This is a genomic window from Blautia caccae (assembly GCF_040095955.1).
GTDB classification, from domain to species: domain Bacteria; phylum Bacillota; class Clostridia; order Lachnospirales; family Lachnospiraceae; genus Blautia; species Blautia celeris.
Window position 1 is genome coordinate 73,566 of sequence record NZ_JBBMFP010000018.1, and the last position, 18,850, is coordinate 92,415.

General features: G+C 47.9%; 14 protein-coding genes. 1 reads left to right on the top strand and 13 read right to left on the bottom strand.

The window, feature by feature from the left end; genetic code table 11:
- Positions 1 to 32: 32 nt before the first annotated feature.
- The 5 genes from WMO65_RS18290 to WMO65_RS18310 all read right to left on the bottom strand — a co-directional run bounded on the left by WMO65_RS18290 (position 33) and on the right by WMO65_RS18310 (position 4,342).
- Positions 33 to 860, bottom strand: a complete 828-nt coding sequence (locus tag WMO65_RS18290; protein ID WP_148392489.1) for an alpha/beta fold hydrolase — start codon at positions 858 to 860, stop codon at positions 33 to 35.
- Positions 861 to 880: 20 nt separating this feature from the next.
- A complete protein-coding gene (locus tag WMO65_RS18295; protein ID WP_148392490.1) occupies positions 881 to 2,164 on the bottom strand; it encodes an MFS transporter in 1,284 nt (427 codons plus the stop codon).
- 3 nt (positions 2,165 to 2,167) lie between these two features.
- Positions 2,168 to 2,884, bottom strand: a complete 717-nt coding sequence (locus WMO65_RS18300; RefSeq protein WP_148392491.1) for an ABC transporter permease — start codon at positions 2,882 to 2,884, stop codon at positions 2,168 to 2,170.
- Positions 2,881 to 3,597, bottom strand: coding sequence for an ABC transporter ATP-binding protein (locus WMO65_RS18305; protein ID WP_148392492.1), 717 nt, complete (start codon positions 3,595 to 3,597; stop codon positions 2,881 to 2,883). Before WMO65_RS18305 ends, WMO65_RS18300 begins: the two co-directional genes overlap by 4 nt.
- Positions 3,598 to 3,688: 91 nt before the next feature.
- Entirely contained in the window at positions 3,689 to 4,342 is a 654-nt protein-coding gene (locus WMO65_RS18310; protein WP_148392493.1) for a TetR/AcrR family transcriptional regulator, read from the bottom strand.
- 164 nt (positions 4,343 to 4,506) lie between these two features.
- On the opposite strand from WMO65_RS18310, the gene WMO65_RS18315 reads away from it, so the two are divergent.
- A complete protein-coding gene (locus WMO65_RS18315; protein WP_033139179.1) occupies positions 4,507 to 5,859 on the top strand; it encodes an MATE family efflux transporter in 1,353 nt (450 codons plus the stop codon).
- 5 nt (positions 5,860 to 5,864) lie between these two features.
- On the opposite strand, the gene WMO65_RS18320 is transcribed toward WMO65_RS18315, so the two are convergent.
- The 8 genes from WMO65_RS18320 to WMO65_RS18355 all read right to left on the bottom strand — a co-directional run bounded on the left by WMO65_RS18320 (position 5,865) and on the right by WMO65_RS18355 (position 18,676).
- Positions 5,865 to 6,353, bottom strand: coding sequence for a GNAT family N-acetyltransferase (locus WMO65_RS18320; protein WP_118743382.1), 489 nt, complete (start codon positions 6,351 to 6,353; stop codon positions 5,865 to 5,867).
- Positions 6,354 to 6,370: 17 nt separating this feature from the next.
- A complete protein-coding gene (locus WMO65_RS18325) occupies positions 6,371 to 7,846 on the bottom strand; it encodes a bifunctional metallophosphatase/5'-nucleotidase (protein ID WP_148392494.1) in 1,476 nt (491 codons plus the stop codon).
- A gap of 25 nt (positions 7,847 to 7,871) precedes the next feature.
- Complete coding sequence (locus tag WMO65_RS18330) at positions 7,872 to 11,147, bottom strand: UvrD-helicase domain-containing protein (RefSeq protein ID WP_148392495.1); 3,276 nt, start codon at positions 11,145 to 11,147, stop codon at positions 7,872 to 7,874.
- A 347-nt stretch (positions 11,148 to 11,494) separates the two neighbouring features.
- Positions 11,495 to 13,444, bottom strand: coding sequence for a glycoside hydrolase family 127 protein (locus WMO65_RS18335; RefSeq protein WP_306799881.1), 1,950 nt, complete (start codon positions 13,442 to 13,444; stop codon positions 11,495 to 11,497).
- Positions 13,432 to 15,477 (bottom strand): glycoside hydrolase family 31 protein, encoded by a 2,046-nt coding sequence (locus WMO65_RS18340; protein WP_148392497.1) that lies wholly within the window; start codon positions 15,475 to 15,477, stop codon positions 13,432 to 13,434. Before WMO65_RS18340 ends, WMO65_RS18335 begins: the two co-directional genes overlap by 13 nt.
- A gap of 37 nt (positions 15,478 to 15,514) precedes the next feature.
- Positions 15,515 to 16,357, bottom strand: a complete 843-nt coding sequence (locus WMO65_RS18345; protein ID WP_033139128.1) for a carbohydrate ABC transporter permease — start codon at positions 16,355 to 16,357, stop codon at positions 15,515 to 15,517.
- A gap of 2 nt (positions 16,358 to 16,359) precedes the next feature.
- Positions 16,360 to 17,265, bottom strand: a complete 906-nt coding sequence (locus WMO65_RS18350) for a carbohydrate ABC transporter permease (protein WP_033139129.1) — start codon at positions 17,263 to 17,265, stop codon at positions 16,360 to 16,362.
- Between the two features lie 118 nt (positions 17,266 to 17,383).
- Entirely contained in the window at positions 17,384 to 18,676 is a 1,293-nt protein-coding gene (locus tag WMO65_RS18355) for a sugar ABC transporter substrate-binding protein (RefSeq protein ID WP_148392498.1), read from the bottom strand.
- Positions 18,677 to 18,850 lie beyond the last annotated feature (174 nt).

Here is an 18,850-nt window from a genome sequence, read left to right on the forward strand (position 1 = left end):
GACATGCGGTTAAAAACCATGCGAATGTTTCTCTATCGTTCCTGGGGATTGGTTCTGACTGCCCGCAAAAATATCCTGTTAAACAGGGCCAGCTCATCATACATGATACCGTGTCCGCTGTTTTCAAGGGTTACCAGCCGGGAACAGGGGATTCCCTCCTTCTGGATACGGGCCAGGTCATTGGATACCACCACATCCTTTCCCCCGTGGATGATCCATGTGGGAACATGGACACAGGGAAGGTCACAGCGCCCATCCTCATCCCTGAGTGCCATTGCGCTTCTGACAGTACCTAATCCGGATGCCGAGAGAACTATATCCCGAAACCATTGTTTCACCGGTTCTCTGTGAGGCGCAGCGAAAAGCTGTTCATGGCTGAAGTTACAGGCAAGCTGCGGTCTGTCCGTCTCAGCCAGACAGATCAGGCTATCCACATATTTCCTGGTAAGACCATAGGGATATCCCTCCCGCTGTGTCCAGGACGGTGCAGCCGCTGCCAGAAGAATCAGCTTCTCCACGCCATAGCCGCAGAACAGCCGCATATAGCGCAGCACAATGGCCCCTCCCATGGAAAATCCTGTGAGAATAAATTTTTTCAGTCCCATGGATTTTACCACATGGTAAATATCCGCTGCCATCTGGTCATACCCATAACCACAGGCCGGTGTGTCAGACTCGCCGAATCCTCTCAGATCAACTGCCACCACATGATACCCGCACCTTGTAAGCAGTTCAATCTGATATTCATAAATCTTGTGTGAAAGGGGCCATCCGTGAACCAGAAACACGGTTTTCGGACAGCCCTTGTTGCATTCATAGACAGCAATTCTGGTGCCGTCATTGGATCTTACATAGAACATAGAGAAATCTGCTTTTTTCTTTATTTATATGCACCGGACACGACCTCTGTTCCCCCGTCCAGCATCCCTTCCGCGATCCATATTTTTCTCAGATACAGACTGACGATTATACTGGCGATACCGGCTGCTGCGAAAATTGCCCATTCCTGTCCCCTGGCCTGTTCAAATACCACACCGTATACGGCCTGGCCCAGAGGCTGAGAACAGGTGGCAATGGCCATGACCCAGGAGATCACCTTTCCGATCAAATGTCCCGGTGTTTTTATCTGGATGAAGGACATGGTCTGCACCGTGAACAGAGTCGCACACAGCATCATCAGAAATGCGCCTGCTGCCAATACCATATATTTACCCATATCCGGTACCGCGGAAGACAGGATTCCGCCCATAGGGAACATGAGCAGGGCCACCCCCAGAATGAGCTTCCAGGTATCCCCGATCTTGATCCTGCTGCCAAGGACACCGGCAGAAATTCCCCCTGCTATGCCGCCGAAGGCCATGATCCCCGACAGATATCCATACATCTGATTCGGGTCAGCCCCCCGAAATTCCAGCACCTGTGTACAGAGAACCGGAAGCCCGATGATCAGCAGGGACGAGATGAATAAGTTTACAAACGCAATAATGACCGTAACTTTGCCTATCACTTTCTGGCTCTTGGCAATAAAACGCACACTCTCCTTCAGGTCTCCGAAGATAATGCGGAATGCGCCCCTGTCTGTCTCCCTTTTCACAAAGGGGATTCTGATGAAGATCTCCATCACAGCGGAGAGGAAAAAACAGACCATGCTGATTGCAAGCACCACATGAATCCCCTTCATACTGTAGAAAATGCCGCCCAGCACAGGTCCCAGCAGACCGGCCAGGGAAGACACGGTATTGATCATGGCATTTGCCTGCACCAGCTTCTCCTCCGGCACCAGGAACGGCATACTTGCCTGTACAGACGGCTGATAGAGGCCGGATATACTGAACAGCAGAATCAGGGTCACAAGAATCAGAGTCACAAGGTTCACCTGCCGGGAAAGCAGAAGAAACAGGAGAATGATACCCGCCGTGGTAAAATCCAGAACCACCATTATGTTCCTCTTATTCACCCGGTCCGCGATCACACCGCCCAGCGGCGACATGATAAGCAGCGGCAGAAACGCCAGCGCTGACACCAGACCGTATAAAGCAGGGGACTGGGAAATATTCAGCAGATGGAGCGGCAGGGCAAATCTGACTACCGCATTGCCGAACAGAGAGATGATCTGCCCGATGACTACCAGTGTAAAATCTCTGGAAAACCCGTTTTTCTTCATTATTTATACCTCCATATTTTCTATTTTATTTGCAAGTCCCGTGTAACATCCGATGCCGCCTGCCAGAGTGATGACCATGATTCCCACCATGACCCACATCCCGCTTTCGGCTCCCAGCATAAAAAGGTTCGTCACAGGGCAGATCAAAATGACAGCAGCCACCACGGACGCCACCAGTGATTTCTTCCAAAATCCGACCCGCATGGAAATCTGCCCGATGGATGCTGCCATCACTCCCAGAACCGCACCGGCTGCCAGCACTCTTCCCATTTCCGCCATACCAAAGGTCTCGGGAACGAAATGAAACAGATTGGCAGCGACTCCCACCACTAGGAAGGAGACCGTCTCACATAAGAAGGTCGCTGTGAAGACAAATCCCCACATAAGGATACATTTCGCCTTCAAAATAGCTTTTCTTTTCACCGGGTAGGAGAACAGCAGAAGTGCGTTCTTTCCGGTATATTCTGTCACCACCAATCTGGCTGCCATGGCTCCGCCCATGACTGCAAAACAGGACATGATCAGACCGGAGACAGGAAGAAGCAGCCCTCTCCACGTGGCAAACAGCAGCGCGTCATCGCCGGTCACACTTCTCTCTTCCATCTTGGGAATCAGGGGAAAGGCAAAGGCCATGATCAGACAAAAGGCCGATATGCCCGCGGCTGCCAGAAGGTAGCCCTTAAAATCCGTTCTTTTTAATTCCAGTTTGATCAGCTTCATACCTGTTTCCTCCTCATAATATCAATGACATACTTTTCAAAGTCTTCTCCGTACTGTGCTCTCATCATGGAGGGAGAGAACTCTTCCACGATTTTCCCCTGTGCCAGGATTCCCACTCTGTGTGCAAGCTGTTCCATCTCGCTTAAAATATGGCTGGATATCAGGATTGCAGTGCCTCTCTCTGCCAGGGCCAGCAGGATATCCCTCACCTCCTGTATCCCCACAGGGTCCAGGCCGTTAATGGGTTCATCCAGCAGCAGACAGTCCGGGTTATGGAGCATGGCCCTTGCAATCCCCAGCCTCTGCTTCATTCCCATGGAGAATTTCGCCACGGGCTTTCTGCCCGTCCGGGAAAGCCCTACCTGTTCCAGTGCGCCTGTGATATCCCTGTTCTGCCCCATATATGCCATATGGATCTCCAGATTCTCACGGGCTGACAGGTGTTCATAAAATATGGGTGTCTCGATCAGAGAACCTATTCTGCTCCGGATCTTTTCCCTGTGCTCCCAACTGTCCCTGCCGTCTATCCGGGCCTCTCCTTCATCCGGCTGCTGAAAGCCTCCGGTTATCTTCATCAGTGTGGTCTTGCCTGCTCCATTGACACCCAGAAGACCGTAAATCTCTCCTTTTTGCAGATTCAGGGAACAGCGCTCCAGCACACTCTGCCCCTGGAAGCTTTTTGACACTTCTCTGATTTCTATTACTGCGTCCATTGTCTTTCTCCTTTTTAATACCGACCGTAGGTATGTATAATGATAAAAAAATGGGCTGCCGGTTCAGACTATGCTGCCGGGCAGCCGAAAATCATTTATGGTCATTATAAATCTCTGTCAGTTCCTGCAGTTTCTCAACAGTTTCCTCTCCCACAATATCAAGCCCCATGGCATCCAGGATTTCCTTAAAACACAGGCATTTCCTGTATGTCTCTTCCGGTGTGGAATCCATTGTCATGGGATTCAGCCATACATTTCCAAGCAGAAGCAGGACTTCGCCCAACTCTTTCGGATACTTGGTATGGATAGTGCCGTCCTTTATCCCCTGCTCCATAATCGGAGTCAGATAAATAGGTGCCGTGATATCAATGGTTTCCCGCATTACCATGGCCAATAACTGCGGATTCTCTCCGAGACGCGGTGCAGAACGGAACATATCCTTCTGTTCCGGACGGTTGAGGGATTCATAGAAAAGTTTCCTGAGCTTTTCCTTCCCTGTGAGCGTCTTATCATCTCTTATCCGGCTTAACAAAACCTCTGATTCCTCTGTCATGCGGTCTGTCACAGCCGAAAGGATTTCCTCCTTGGACTTAAAGTGGTGGTAAATAGCGCCTTTGCTGAGTCCTCCCAGATTATCCACGATATCCTGGATAGATGTCCGCTCATATCCCTTCTCCACAAAAAGACGGCCTGCAGTCTCCAGGATCAGATTCACTGTCTCTTCCGGATATTTATTCCGTGCCATAATATACCTCCATATTTTCATTGGATTATCTTTACGTTAACATACCAACGGTATGTTTGTCAATAGCTTTTCCGGTTGCTTTTTTCCACATGAGGAGTAAAATAATGAAAGGGCCGTTTATCGGGCCTTACTTTCTTACTGAATATAAATGGAGTTATCTTATCATGAATACAGCAGAATCCAAAACCCTGATGACCTCAGGTCCCATATGGAAAAAAATCATACTGTTCGCTCTCCCGCTTTTTCTGGGGAATCTCTTTCAGCAGCTCTACAACACTGCAGACTCCCTGATCGTGGGAAATTTTCTGGACAGCAATGCACTGGCCGCGGTAAGCTCCTCGGGGAATCTCATTTTCCTCATGGTGGGCTTCTTCAACGGCATTGCCATGGGCGCCGGCGTGGTGATTGCCAGATATTACGGCGCCAGAAATATTGAAAGCCTTCAAAAAGCTATCCACACCACCATAGCCCTCGGCCTTGCCGCAAGCGCTGTGCTCACTCTTGCGGGAGTTGTGCTGGCCCCTCAGATCCTGATCTGGATGGGAACACCCGCGGATGTACTTCCCCAGTCCACCACATATTTCCGCATCTATTTTGCCGGTTCCCTGGGGTTTGTTATGTACAATGTGTTCGTGGGAATCCTGCAGTCTGTGGGAGACAGCAGGCACCCGCTGGTTTACCTGATCATCTCCTCTGTGGTAAATGTCGTGCTGGATTTATTTTTTATCCTTATCCTGCACATGGGGGTAGGCTCCGCTGCTCTTGCCACGATCATCTCCCAGTTTTTAAGCGCTGTGCTGTGTTTCGGAAAGCTCAGACGCTGCCCGGAGGACTATCGGGTTTACATAAATAAGATACGATTCGACAGAACCATGTTCAGCCGTATTATCAAAAATGGGCTTCCGGCCGGATTTCAAAATTCTATCATTGCCTTCGCCAACGTAATCGTCCAGACTAACATCAATGCCTTCGGAAAAATGGCAGTGGCCGGGTGCGGCGCTTACTCCAAGATTGAGGGGTTTGTCTTCCTGCCTATCAACTGCTTTACCCTGGCGCTGACCACATTTGTCAGCCAGAATCTCGGGGCAAAGGAATATGACAGGGCAAAAAAGGGGGCCAGGTTCGGCCTGCTCTGCTCCATGCTGATCGCCGAGGCCATCGGGGTGCTCATCTATACCTTTGCCCCGGTTCTCATTGCCGCCTTCAACAATGAAGCCCATGTGATCCGGTTCGGAACCGCCCAGGCGCGGACTGTCACTTTGTTTTACTTCCTTCTTGCGCTCTCCCACTGCATTGCGGCTATCCTGCGCGGTTCCGGACGGGCCTCTGTGCCTATGCTGGTCATGCTGGTGTTCTGGTGCATTGTGCGTGTGTCATACATATCTGTGATCGTTAAATACATACCGTCCATCAATGTGATCTTCTGGGCTTATCCTCTGACGTGGTTTTTAAGCTCCGTGGTATTTGTGCTGTATTATAAGAAAGCAGACTGGATACATGGGTTTGAGCGTGCTTAGTCTTGTCAAAAAATCAGCCGCATATCATTCCAGACTGCATTGCCATGGCAGGAATCCGCTCTGCCGTGGCAGACAAAGCCAAACTTTTCGTAATAATGGATCATATGGTCCTTACAGGTAAGGATCATTCCCTTTTTCCCCTCCTGCCGGGCAGACTGGATTAGGGCTTTCATGAGCATTTCCGCGATTCCCTGTCTTCTGTACTGAGGCAGAACATTCAGTCCGAATACGGTCTGGTAGGCACCGTCTGGATTATGTAAACTTATATCGTGATACATTTCATCCGGCAGATGCGGTTCGTCTGTCACGCCTCCGTTTACAAATCCCACTGCTTTTCCCTCTGTTTCCGCTACAAAAAACTTCTCCGGAAATGCGTTCAGGCGCTCTTTTATGGCCTCCGCGCTGGCTGCTTCCGCTGCCGGAAAGCAGGCCGCCTCAATGAGAGCCAGGGTTTCTCCCTCCCCCGGCCGTGCGTTTCTTATGATTATCTGCATTTTATAGTCTCCCTTTCTCAATCTGTTGTTATGGTTCTTTTTTCATATACAGGGCGCAGCGCGTTGTGTTCCCTGAAGTATTCCTCAATGGCTGTGCGGATATTTCCCGTTACGGTCCGGGATGGTTTCCGCTGTTCGATGATCTCCCGGTCAAGCCCCAGAAAGCTGTCAATGTTATTGTAATGGAACAATTCCAGGCCCACTGCAAATACGTCCTGGTCCCGAATCTCCTCTCCGTTAAACACTGCATCCGTCAGCACCTGCCGGCCTGTGGAATAGACCATGCGGACGCCTTTGCTGAACTGGTAATATTCCGAATCACTGCCATCCACGCTGACACTTTTTTTCATAGCGTGAAGAATTCCATTTTTCAGTTCTTTTCCCGTCAGTTCAATGCGTACCAGGGTCTCGTCATAGGGATACATGTTGAGCAGATCCCCTACGGTGATGATCGGCCCGATTTCCTCCGCACGCAGGCTTCCGGAGCCAAGCATGACAATATCCAGTTCGAACTGCATTTTCAATGCATCGCAGAACAGATTGCCTGCGCTTGTTGACTGATAGCGGCTGGGATGTGTCGCCTTTCTCACCATGCTGGTGAGGATCGCCCCATATTTTTCATCTGTCACTCTCTTAAAATCATAGATGAGGTGTTCCAGTTCTTCATTTTTCTCACAGTGTGCGTCATCGATGGGGACTGTCTCCCAGGTATAGCTGTCCACAGAATTGGTATCTGTGTTCACCTCTATCTCGAAGCGGCCAATCTGGTCTGTTCCGATTCCGGCCTGTACAATGAGGATATTGTTCACCTCTGCCGGTTCATCCAGATAGGTGTGGCTGTGGCCGCCGATGATAACATCCACTCCCCATTTGGGGTCAAGCTGTTCGGCAAGCTTTAAATCCTCTGCAAATCCGATGTGTGTCAGAAGAATGGTAAAGTCAATGTCCACATTTTTATAGCTGTTGCAGATAATTCCCACTTCCCTGGCTGCGTCGGACAGATCCACGAAAGTCCCCAGAAGCATGTCTGATTTTGCCTTGCTCATGATATCTTCCGTCAAAAGCCCCATGACGAGGATCTTCATGCCGTCCACGTGAAGAATCCTGTGGGACTGAAACAGACGCATGCCTGTGGGTCTGATGTAGATATTGGCGTTTACAATGGGGAATTTGCAGCAGCGCTCCAAAAAGAGCAGATGTGCAATGCCGTAATCCAGTTCGTGGTTCCCCAGGGAGACAATATCAGGCCCCAGGACATTCATAATCTCTATGGTGGAGATTCCCTTGAATTCCGTATCTATAAGAGAGCCTCTGAACATGTCCCCTGCGATCATGTAAAGGGTATTGGGGGTATCTCTCCTGACCTGGTTTACATAACCCGAAAGCAGGGAGACACCTCCCACCAGCTCATTATCAATTTCTTCTGCCAGAAAATCGCCGTGCATGTCATTGGAATGCAGGAGCGTAAGATGTTTTAAATTCTTTTGTGCCATTCTTTTTCCTCTCAGTCTGCTTCTTTTACAGGAAGTCGAAAAGGTTTAACTGCTCTCCCCCATCGTTTTGCTTTCTTTTATCAGCGCTTTCCCTGAGCAGCGATTCCTCCGGCAGATCCTCCAGAAAGACAGAGGAATCACCGGACGTGGTGAGTATCAGTTCCTCTTTTGCTCTGGTCATTCCCACGTAGAAGAGCCGGCGTTCTTCCTCTATGTCCGTGATGAAAGTCTCCCGGATACCAGAGCTGTTTTCTTTCTTTGGATGGGATTCCCTCTCAAAGGGTATAGCGCCTTTTCTGACGCCATAGATGATCGTCACCGGAAATTCCAGGCCTTTTGAGCCGTGGAGTGTCATGAGTGTGACACAGTCGGCGGTATACTGCCTGCCGCCGCAGCGTTTCAGATCACTTTCCACGCCAAGACTGACGGCATCCATGAATTCCTGCATGGATTTATAGAATACGGCCATTCCAAGAAGCTTATTTACAGCTATATCATCTGTAAGATTCATATCTTCTATCCATTGTGCCAGGACTTTCTGGGGTTTTCCTTTTTTCAGGAATGGAATATATTTTTCCTGCATGGTTTCAAAAATACTGCCGCTTATCCGGTTGGGTTCCAGGTCCCACAGTAATTTCAGGCAAATATCTCTGTTCACTGTGTCTGTCTGATCTGTCAGACAGCGGAAAAAACAGAGACATCCCCGGACGGTCTTTTCCGCAAGAAAATCCTCGCGTCCGGCGATCACATATGGAATGCCTTCCCTCTGCAGACATTTTTCTAAAAGTTCAGCCTGGCGGTGTGTTCGGTACAAAACTGCAATATCGGCAAAGCTTCTTGTCTTGTGCTCTGTATGCGTTTTCTGCGTTTCCTGTGTTTGCTGCACATCCAGCATATCAATTCCGCCGATCAGGCGGTTGATCTCTTTGGCGGTAAAGACAGCCTCCCCCATCTCACTTCCGGCTGTAACGAGGCGGACAGGTGTGCTGTCCGGCCGGTTGGGATGGATAACCCTCTCCATGCCGGGATTTTGGGAAATAACCTTGACCGCGCCGGATATCACCTGAGGTGTTGAGCGGTAATTTTCGGTCAGGCGGATGATGCTCATGTCTGTAAAATCATTTTTTAAATGTTCAAAACATTTGGCATCCGAGCCGCGGAAGCCGTAAATGGACTGGTCCGGATCACCGATGACAAAAAGCTCTCTGCCCTGCTTTGTCCACTCCATGATCAGCCGGTACTGGATTGGGCTGATATCCTGAAATTCGTCCACGTGTAGGTAACTGAAACACTGTGCCGGAATGGTTGGATCAGATTTTATGAGGTTCAGAGTTTCCGTAAGCAGGTCGTCAAAGTCAAGGATATGCAGGGATCTTAATATCTGACAATATTCAATGTACGCGGCATATTCGGATTCTGTTATGCCAAGGGCGGTGAACGGTGTATGGTCTGACGGAGCTTTCTCTTCACTCCTGTCGTCTGAAAGGTCTGAGAACACATCACTGTTTGTTTTAATCCGGGATACTTTCTGGAGGAACTGTCTGGGCTTTATTCCCAGATTCCTGCTCTTTACTATATCTGCAGCGATATCCAGGGTTTCCGTCTCGTCGGCAAGGGTAAACTGCATACCTTGTTTTTTCAGCAGATCAAGGCAGATGGAGTGGAAAGTTCCTACCTGGATCAGCCTGGCTGATCTGCCTTTTCCCAGCTGCTGCTTCAGTCGCTCCTGCATCTCGGCGGCGGCTTTATTCGTGAACGTCACTGCGGTTATCTCCGAGGGCTTTACCTTTCTGGTTTCCAGAAGATAGAGGATGCGGGATATGAGTGTCTTAGTCTTCCCGGTACCCGGACCTGCTATGACTGCCACTGCCCGGTCTATGGACTGGACGGCCTGCTGCTGCCTGGGGTTCAGCGCCTGCGGAGCAGGTAGAGGGGGAAGGGGGTTTTCCTGTACATCATCTGGCTGTCTATTTCTCTGTACAGTTCCTGTATTGCCTGATATTTTATTCGTATTCTGGATGCTGCCCGTGTTGTCAAAAAGGCTCAACTGTCCATCCAGGTTTTCTATTTCTGTCTGCTCGAATAATTTTATGGTGCCATACTCTCCGTCAAAACCGGGGACTCTCTCCACTTTTCCTTCCCGCAGCCTCTGGATTCCCTCAGTGATCAAATGCCCGGAAACGTTTCTGATCTCCTCCAGCGGCATTACCCGCAGTATTTCAAATTCAGGTCCCAGTTTCCGGAGCATTTCCTCATACTGTCTTACAACTTTTCTGCTTGCCGAGGAATAGCCCACAGAAGCGCCGATAACTTCCGGCAGCGGTACAAGGCTTTCAAAGGCTTTCGCATCGGCTCTTAGAAAGCCTTCCGGGCGGTCAGCTAACTGTTCCACTCTGTGAGACACTCCGATCGTGAGTTTCCTTCCGCAGACAGGGCATTTACCGTTGTATTTCTCAGCCTCCGCCGGACTTAAACAGAGATGGCATTTTCTGTGTCCGTCAAAGTGATATTTTCCTTCTTCCGGGAAAAACTCTATGGTTCCTGCCAATCCGATTCCTTCCTGAATGGCATTTTTTAACCCCTCATAGGAAAGTTCTATGTCCAGCAGATTGGCCTCCCTGCCCAGCTTTGCAGGAGAATGCGCGTCGGAATTTGATATAAGCTGGTATTTATCAAGGGCAGATATCCTCCAGTTCATAGGCGGATCTGAGGAAAGTCCTGTCTCCATGGCCCGAATGTATGGTGATAAATCATCAAAGCATTCCTCCACTGTATCGAAACCAGAAAAAGCCCCGAATAAAGAAAAATGAGGTGTCCAGATATGCGCCGGCACATAGACGGCATTTGGACACAGCTCCAACAGTATTTCCAGCAGGTCCCTGCAGTCTAATCCCAATATGGGACGTCCGTCGGAATGGATATTGCCGATGCTTTCCAGCTTTTTGGATATAATTTCCGCCTCCTCCAGTCCCGGCAGGAGAATCAGACTGTGTACTTTACGGACTTTATCCTTTTTCTTATAAATGGAGCTGATTTCCCCTGTAATGACAAAACGCGGCTGCATAGCTGCGGCCGCTGTGGAATCCTGTATTCTGTATTCTTCCTTCAGCACATACAGCCCATCCTCCGCCGGTTCCAGCTTTTCCTGAAGTTCCTCCCTCCAGGCAGGATGTGTGAAGTCACCTGTGCCGACTATCTGAATCCCCTTTCTGCGCGCCCAGAGATCCAGATATTCCGGTGTGCAGTCCCTGCTGGTGGCGCGGGAATAGCGGGAATGGATGTGTAAATCTGCGATGTACATTTTTTTATCACCTTATCCTTTTTGATGTTGAAAAGTCATAACGATTATCATGTATCAATTAGTATAACATTTTATCAGTTGAATTTTCAACTTTCAATAATATCCTTTTCTTATTATTCATGGATGTAAAAAGGATGTTACTGTTCACTGCGTGCCCAGCAACACGCTTCGCGATGCACAGATATGGAGCATTCCGCTCCATATCGCGCTGGCTGCCTCGGGATTTTGCTTCGCAAAACACCTCCCGGAACATTGGCCGTGAACAGTAACAAAAAGATGACAGATACCCTATAGGTGTCCGCCATCCTTTTTTCAATGCACATACTCACATCCGGCTTTGAGGTTTGTCACTCACGTACCCGCAGCCACACACGCATTTCCCCCTCCCCCCTGTTATTCCACATACAGTACGGCACAGCCTTAACCCTGCATTTCTCCAATCGTTCCGTCACAGGCTGATATAATTTCCCTTCCCATCCCTTTTCACTAACACGCCAGGCATCCGCTAAAACAGCGGTAGTCCCTCCCAGTAAATCCTCCTGAAATACCGGTTCTATACTGCCGCCGGCATCCAGTACGACAGCTCCCAGATTTTTTCCGTTATCGGCTTCCTCCAGACAATACACCAAAGGTCCCCGTACGATTGCCGCCTTCCCTGCATCCGAAGCAACGCGGGGATGGGCACACATCAGGACAGGTTTTAAAGGTATCTCAAAAATAAACTCTGCATGGCTCTCCCAAACTGTTTTTTCAGTATACAGATATCCCTTCTCCCGTCTGACTGAAACTTCTTTTCCGCTCTTACTGACCATCTGCTCTACTTTTGTCCATCCAGGCTCGCGTACTGCCAGGGAAAACGGAATTCCTTCATGGTTTTCCACTGTTATTTTCACCTTGCCGTCATAGGGATAATCTGTCTGGACAGACACAGATATGGTGCCTTCCTTTAATTTTACTGAGCACTTTCCGGCGATAAAAAGATTGACAAACAGAGTATCCTCATTTTCAGAATAAATATAATTCCCAAGGCCGGTAAGTGTACGGGCAATATTCGGAGGGCAGCAGGCAACACCAAGCCACTTTCTCCGGGAGGGAAGTACATGATGAAGGGTTCTGTTTGCCTTTAACTGTTCCGGTACCACTTCCAGAGGATTCACGTAAAAAAATTCTGTCCCGTTTAACGACATACCGCCAAGAACTGTATTATAAAGCGCCCTCTCGGCGATATCCATGTATTTTCCGTCTCTCTCTACCTGGAACATTCTCAGTGAGAACATGGCAAGTGCTACAGAAGCACACGTCTCCGAATAGTTATAATTGTTAGGAAGGTCATAATCACAGGTAAAACATTCCCCGTCAGCCGCTGCCCCTACACTGCCGGTGATAAACATCTGCGCGCCGGTAATATTATCAAATAGTATTCTGCAGGCATCCAATAAAGACTCATCTCTGCATTCGTATCCCACATCAGCCATAGCTGAATACAAATATAAAGCCCTGACCGCATGTCCGTCCGCCTTCTTCTGCTTCCGTATCGGCTTATGCGCCTGTATATTATTATATCCCAGATGCTCAAACTCAGGAAAAATGTGATGGAACCCGTCCATCTTCTGCTCTTCCTCAAAGTGGCTGGGACTCTGACTGCCCCTGATATCCAGGAAATACTTTGCCATATTCAGATACTTTTCATCTTTTGTCAGACGGTAAAGCTTAACAAGTGCCAGCTCGACCTCAGGATGCCCGGGACATCCGTGGATCTTTCCTTCATCCGGGCCAAAGGTATCGCAGATACAGTCTGCCAGTCTGCATACGATCTTTAAAAAACTGTCCTTCCCCGTAGCCTGATAATATGCCGCTGCAGCCTCGATCATATGCCCGGCAGTATATAATTCATGTCCTTCCCTTAAATTGCTCCATCTTCCCAAAGGCTCCTGAATGGTATAATATGTGTCCAGATATCCGTCCTGCTGCTGGGCCCTTCCGATCAAATCTATAACTTCATCAGCCTCTTTTTCCAGTTCGCCGTTCTTCTCCCCTTCCAGGCTGTAGGCCAGGGCTTCCAGCCATTTTGCCACATCCGTATCCTGGAAAACCATTCCGTAATACTTTCCTGTACTCTCCTTTGCTGCAATTTTAAAGTTCTCAATACAGTGGCTTTTCGCCGCATCGTTTACCCTGTCATTCAATACTTCCCATTGATACGGCAGCATCTTCTCCCGCACCAGTTTAATATATCTGCTCCAAAATCTGTCCTCTATCTTCACATCTGACAGCTTTGGCGAATCTAATTTTTCCATCCGCATAAGCCTCCCTCTGCCTGTCCCCTGATTTTCTCATACTGCCCGGATCCCTCTCTGATAAAAAACGGTATCACTTCCAGAGGTGTAGGGTACATCAATGTCTGCCCGCCTTCATACACTTTCCCATTATAATAATCGATCCATCTGTCTCCTTTTGGCAGATATACCTCTCTGGAAGTCATCCCCGGATACGTGACCGGTGCTGCCAGAAGATCCCTTCCCAACATAATTTCATCTTCAGTCTCCCAGCAGTTTTCATCTTCCGGATAGTTAAAGAACAGGGTTCTGAGCATGGGCAGTCCTGTTTCGGAGGCCTCGGCTGCTGTTTCCTCCACATAGGGACGCATTCTCTCCCGCAGCATCAACAGCTCTTTTAGAATCCCATAATTTTTCTCTCCGTAACTCCATACCTCATTTGGTCCGCAGGTATTAAAGTCGAACATCCCGCTGTCCACAACTTCCGGCAGGGTTCCTGAGGGGCGGCGATGACCGTGAAGCCGGCATATTGGACTGAACACGCCAAACTGGAACCATCTGACAAGAAGTTCACGGAATTCTTCACTCTCCGGATCTCCGCCCCAGAAACCGCCGATATCACTTGTCCACCATGCAATTCCGGCCATACCGGCATTTAACCCCGCCCGAATCTGCATACGGAAGGAACGGAAACTGGAATATATATCACCGGACCACAAAAGCGTCCCGAATTTCTGGCTGCCTGCCCATGCACTTCGAGTAAGATTCATGGGGTCTTCAATCCCGTCTTTTTTCATTCCGTCATAAATGGCCTGACTGTAACAAAGCGGATATATGCCGCCGATTTCTCTGGCAGAGCCAGCCTGGTAACGGTAAATATCATAATCAAACTGCTGATATTCCGGTTCTGCCTCATCCAGCCAGAAAATGCGGATACCGTATTTCCCATAGTTCTCTTTCAGCTTTTCATATAAAAACTCCCTTGCTCCCTGTGTTGTTGGATCAAAAAATACCTGAGCGCCCAGACAATGATACTGTGTCCTCACCCCCCGGTCCGCCCTGGTCAAAAATCCCAATTGTTTCAGCCTGGCATAATTCTCACTGTACGGCTCCACTGTAGGCCATACAGATACCATGAGTTCAACGCCCATCTCTTTCAGCTCATCCACCATAGCTTGTGGATCAGGAAAATATTCCGGGTCAAATGACCAGTCCCCCTGATGTTTCCAGTGAAAAAAATCTATAACTATCACAGATAAGGGAAGTCCTCTTCTCTTATATTCCCTGGCAGTTTCAAGTACCTCCTCCTGGTTGTGATACCGCAGCTTACTCTGCCAGAAGCCGGACGCCCACTTCGGAAATTCCCCCGGCCGCCCTGAAACTGCCGTATAATTTTCCAAAATTTCGGCTGGTGTCTCCCCTGCCGTAATCCAATAATCAATTATGCAGGACGCCTCTGCTGTCCATCGTGTCAGGTTCTTCGCGAAATTAACAGTTCCCACTGCCGGATTGTTCCATAAAAAGCCATACCCTTTATTTGAAATGTAAAAAGGAATGCTTGTCTGAGAATTTTTATGGCAGAGTTCAAGCTCACATCCCTTTAAGTCCAGATATTCCATCTGATATTGGCCCATGCCGTAAATTTTTTCGTTTTTATTTGACTCAAAAGTCATAACCGCCTTCGGTACGGTGCCGCCCCACTCTTTCAGGACGCGTGCATAATTCTCCGTAGCCATCATATCCACCGGAACCTCCCTGGTTTCCCAGCGTTCCTTCAGAATTTCCTCGTTCTTCTCATTATAGAAAGTAATATAACCGTATGTATTGATTCTTGCGCATATTTTACCATTTGTTATACTGGCAGAATCCTCTGAGATTTTAATGATGGGCTTCACTTCACCCTGTGGTTCCAAAGCCCAGTCCTTTTCCGGCATTTTCTCCAAATGTGTACTTCTGACCCGCAGGCTGTCCCTGCCCCATGCCTCAATGTACAGCAGTTCATCATCATACCGCCAGCTTAAGCGCTCCTGTTCACCTTTTACAATACCTTTCATCCGATGTGTCTCTCCTTTCCAAAAATCACCTGAACGATCAGCCCTTCACGGCACCGCCCACGAGTCCACCCACAATATACTTCTGCAGGCATACAAACAACACCACGATTGGCAGCACAATGATCACACCATATGCCATGATCATATTCCATTTTGTTCCGTATGCATCGAGAAACTGATAGATCCCGGATGTCATGGGAAGCAGATCGCCTTTGTTGTTAAAGGTTATGGAATAAACCAAATCATTCCATGCAAAAATAAAAGAAAATGCCGCAGCCGTTATGATACCGCTCTTACATATCGGCAGTGTAACTCTGAGAAATGCCGTAAAGTAATTACACCCGTCAATTCTTGCCGCCTCCTCTATCTCCTTGGGGCATTCCATGAAAATAGGCCTGAGCACCATGATCACAAATGGAATGGATATTGTAGCTGTAGCCAGGATAGGCGCAAGATATGTATTCAAAAGTCCCGCTTTGTTATAGATCAGGAACAGAGGCGTCAGCACCAGGGAACAGGGAAGCATCTGTGTTGTCAGAAAGATCATCAGAATCGGTTTCTTCCCCGGAATCTTAAATCTTGACAGTCCATATCCGGCGGGAATAGACAGGACAAGTGAGAGAACCATGGAACCTATGGCTATGATCCAGCTATTCTTAAACTGGACGAAAATGTTAGCTGTATTGGATTTATTCTGGAACTGGTCTATGTAATTCTCCCAATGGATCTCCCTTGGAAACCATGTCTGCACCTGCGCAAAAATCTCAGTATCGGATTTCAGGGAACTGATAATGATCCAATACATGGGAAAAAGAAATATTGCCGCTATTACAACTGCTATTATGGTATCGATTATATTTTTTGTCCGCTGCTTCATCATAGTCAACTCACCTCATCTTTTCCGATCAATTTCAAATATACCAATGCCACCACAAACAGACAGAGGAACAGTACATTTGCCACAGCCGCCCCCTGTCCGAAATAATAAGTCTTAAAGGAAAGACGGTACGAGTAAGTGGAAAGAACCTCTGAGGCATCCACCGGCCCACCTCCTGTAGTTACATAGACCAAATCAAAGACTTTAAACGTATATACAAATCCCAATATCAAAACAGAAAGAATAGACTGCTTGATCATGGGCACAGTAATATAGAAAAACCTCTGTACGGAATTTGCCCCGTCAATAGATGCACTCTCGTAGACGTCCTGGGGGACATTGTCAAGACCGGTTGATAACAGAAGCATATTAAAAGGAATTCCCACCCAGGTATTGGCTATGATAAGCCCCCAAATAACTGTTTTCTCGTTCAGCAGCCATTCCACGGGCGCTTTCACAAGATGCAGATTCATAAGAATATCATTGATAACACCGTTTGTAGGGCTCAGCATGAACTTAAACATAAGTCCTACCACTGTCATGGGAAGCATATAGCTGATTACCATAAGGCCCTTCAGATACCTTGCGGCCTTAAATTTTTTGCTGAAAAACATTGCAAAAGCAAATCCGATTATAAACTGAAATACAATACAAAAAATCGTATAGAAAAATGTATTTTTAATAGCCTTCCACATGGTCGGGTCACTGAAAATCGCTTCATAGTTCTTAAGTCCGATGAATTCCGCATGGCCCATACCTACGCTTTGTGCTGTCATGTCAAAAAAACTGATATAAAAATTATACAGAATGGGAAATCCGATCATGGCGACCATGAAAATCAGTGCCGGCATAATATATGCATATCCGTTTCGTATTTCCCGCCTGCTGTTTCTGGAATATTTACTGCCCATAATGTCTGCTCCTTTTCAGGGTATTTAGAGTCAAAAAGTCTGCCGGGATTTCTTAAGACCGAAAAACCCGGCAGACTCCTGGTAATGTCAGTTGCCTGTGACCGGCAAATGCAACATTTTATTTTTTTAACGATTCCTCAATATCCGCAATCGCTGCGGCGGCATCCTTGCATGCCTGTTCCGGTGTCTTTGCCTCTGTCAGCGCACTCTGGCAGGCTTCAATGATAACATTGTCCACCTCTGTCCATTTTGGATAGGGCCCGCGTGGTTTTGTATTTTCCATCTGTTCAGCAAATACCTTCATCTCCGGATCATCTGCAAACTCTTTATCAATATCCACATCAGAACGGGGAGAGAATTTTGCTACGCTCTTTGCGTACGGAGCAGAAATTTCCTTTCCGCAAAGATATTCAATAAACTCAAAGCAGGCGTCAGCATCGGCATTTTTTGTGATACAAAGAGCTTCACCTCCCAGACAGGATGCAGGTACTTTGTCCTGCGGAATGGGTACAACTCCCCAGTTCTTATCCGGCGCATCATTTCTGAGTGTCCCCACGTTCCAGGATCCGTTTACCATCATTGCACAGTTGCCGGAGGCAAATTGTTTGCACACGTCAGCCTGTGACCAGTTTAAAACTTCTTTATTGGCCAATCCGTTTTTCACGAAATCAGAGTAATAAGTCATGGCCTTTATGCTGTCATCCGATCCCATATCCGTCCAGTCCCCCTCTGCTGACCAGAGGAACGGCATAAACTGGAATGTACACTCCGCATTTTTGATCGCTGAAAATCCCAGGCCGTAGACACCATCTTTTGTAGTCTTTTGGGCTGCATCCACCAGTTCATCCCAGGTAGTCGGCGCTTCCACGCCTGCGGCAGCCAGCATATCCTTATCATAAAACAGGGCAAGATTGTTGCCGATATAAGGAACGCCGTACATTTTGCCTTCATATACACAGGAGTTTGTGATACTGTCCAGGAACTGGTTTTCATCCCATCCATCAAACTGTTTCTTGATATCCTGAAATACCCCCATCTCTCCATAATTGATCACTTCCGGGTTGTCCACAAATACCATATCCGGCAGTTCACCTGCCATATTGCCAATCGTGAGCTGCTTTGTCTGCTCATCCCTGGCAACCCATTCTGTCACAACAGTTGCCTTTTCGCTCTGTGCATTAAAATTATCTATCATCTCCTGGAACGGCTCTACCTCAGGAGATACCATACTATGCCACAGTACAACCTCCGTTTTTCCCCCGCCGTCAGAATCTTTTCCTGTATCTGCTGTTTTTTCATCCTTTGCGTCTTTTGCTGTGTCCGCCTGAGTACCACCTGAACTTCCGCAGCCTGCCAGCAGACCTGCTGTCATTATTCCTGTCAGTGCCATCGCCAAAAATCTTTTTTTCATTTCTTTCCTCCAATAATCTGTATTTTTGTTACAACTTGTTGACTTTTTGAAATACCGGTATTTTTACTGCTCTCTTTAAGATGATTTTATTATATCAGTTTTCATTTTCAGGCAAAATTATACGATTTTAACAAAAGTGGATTCTTTTGCACAAAAAAATGACCAAATATACAC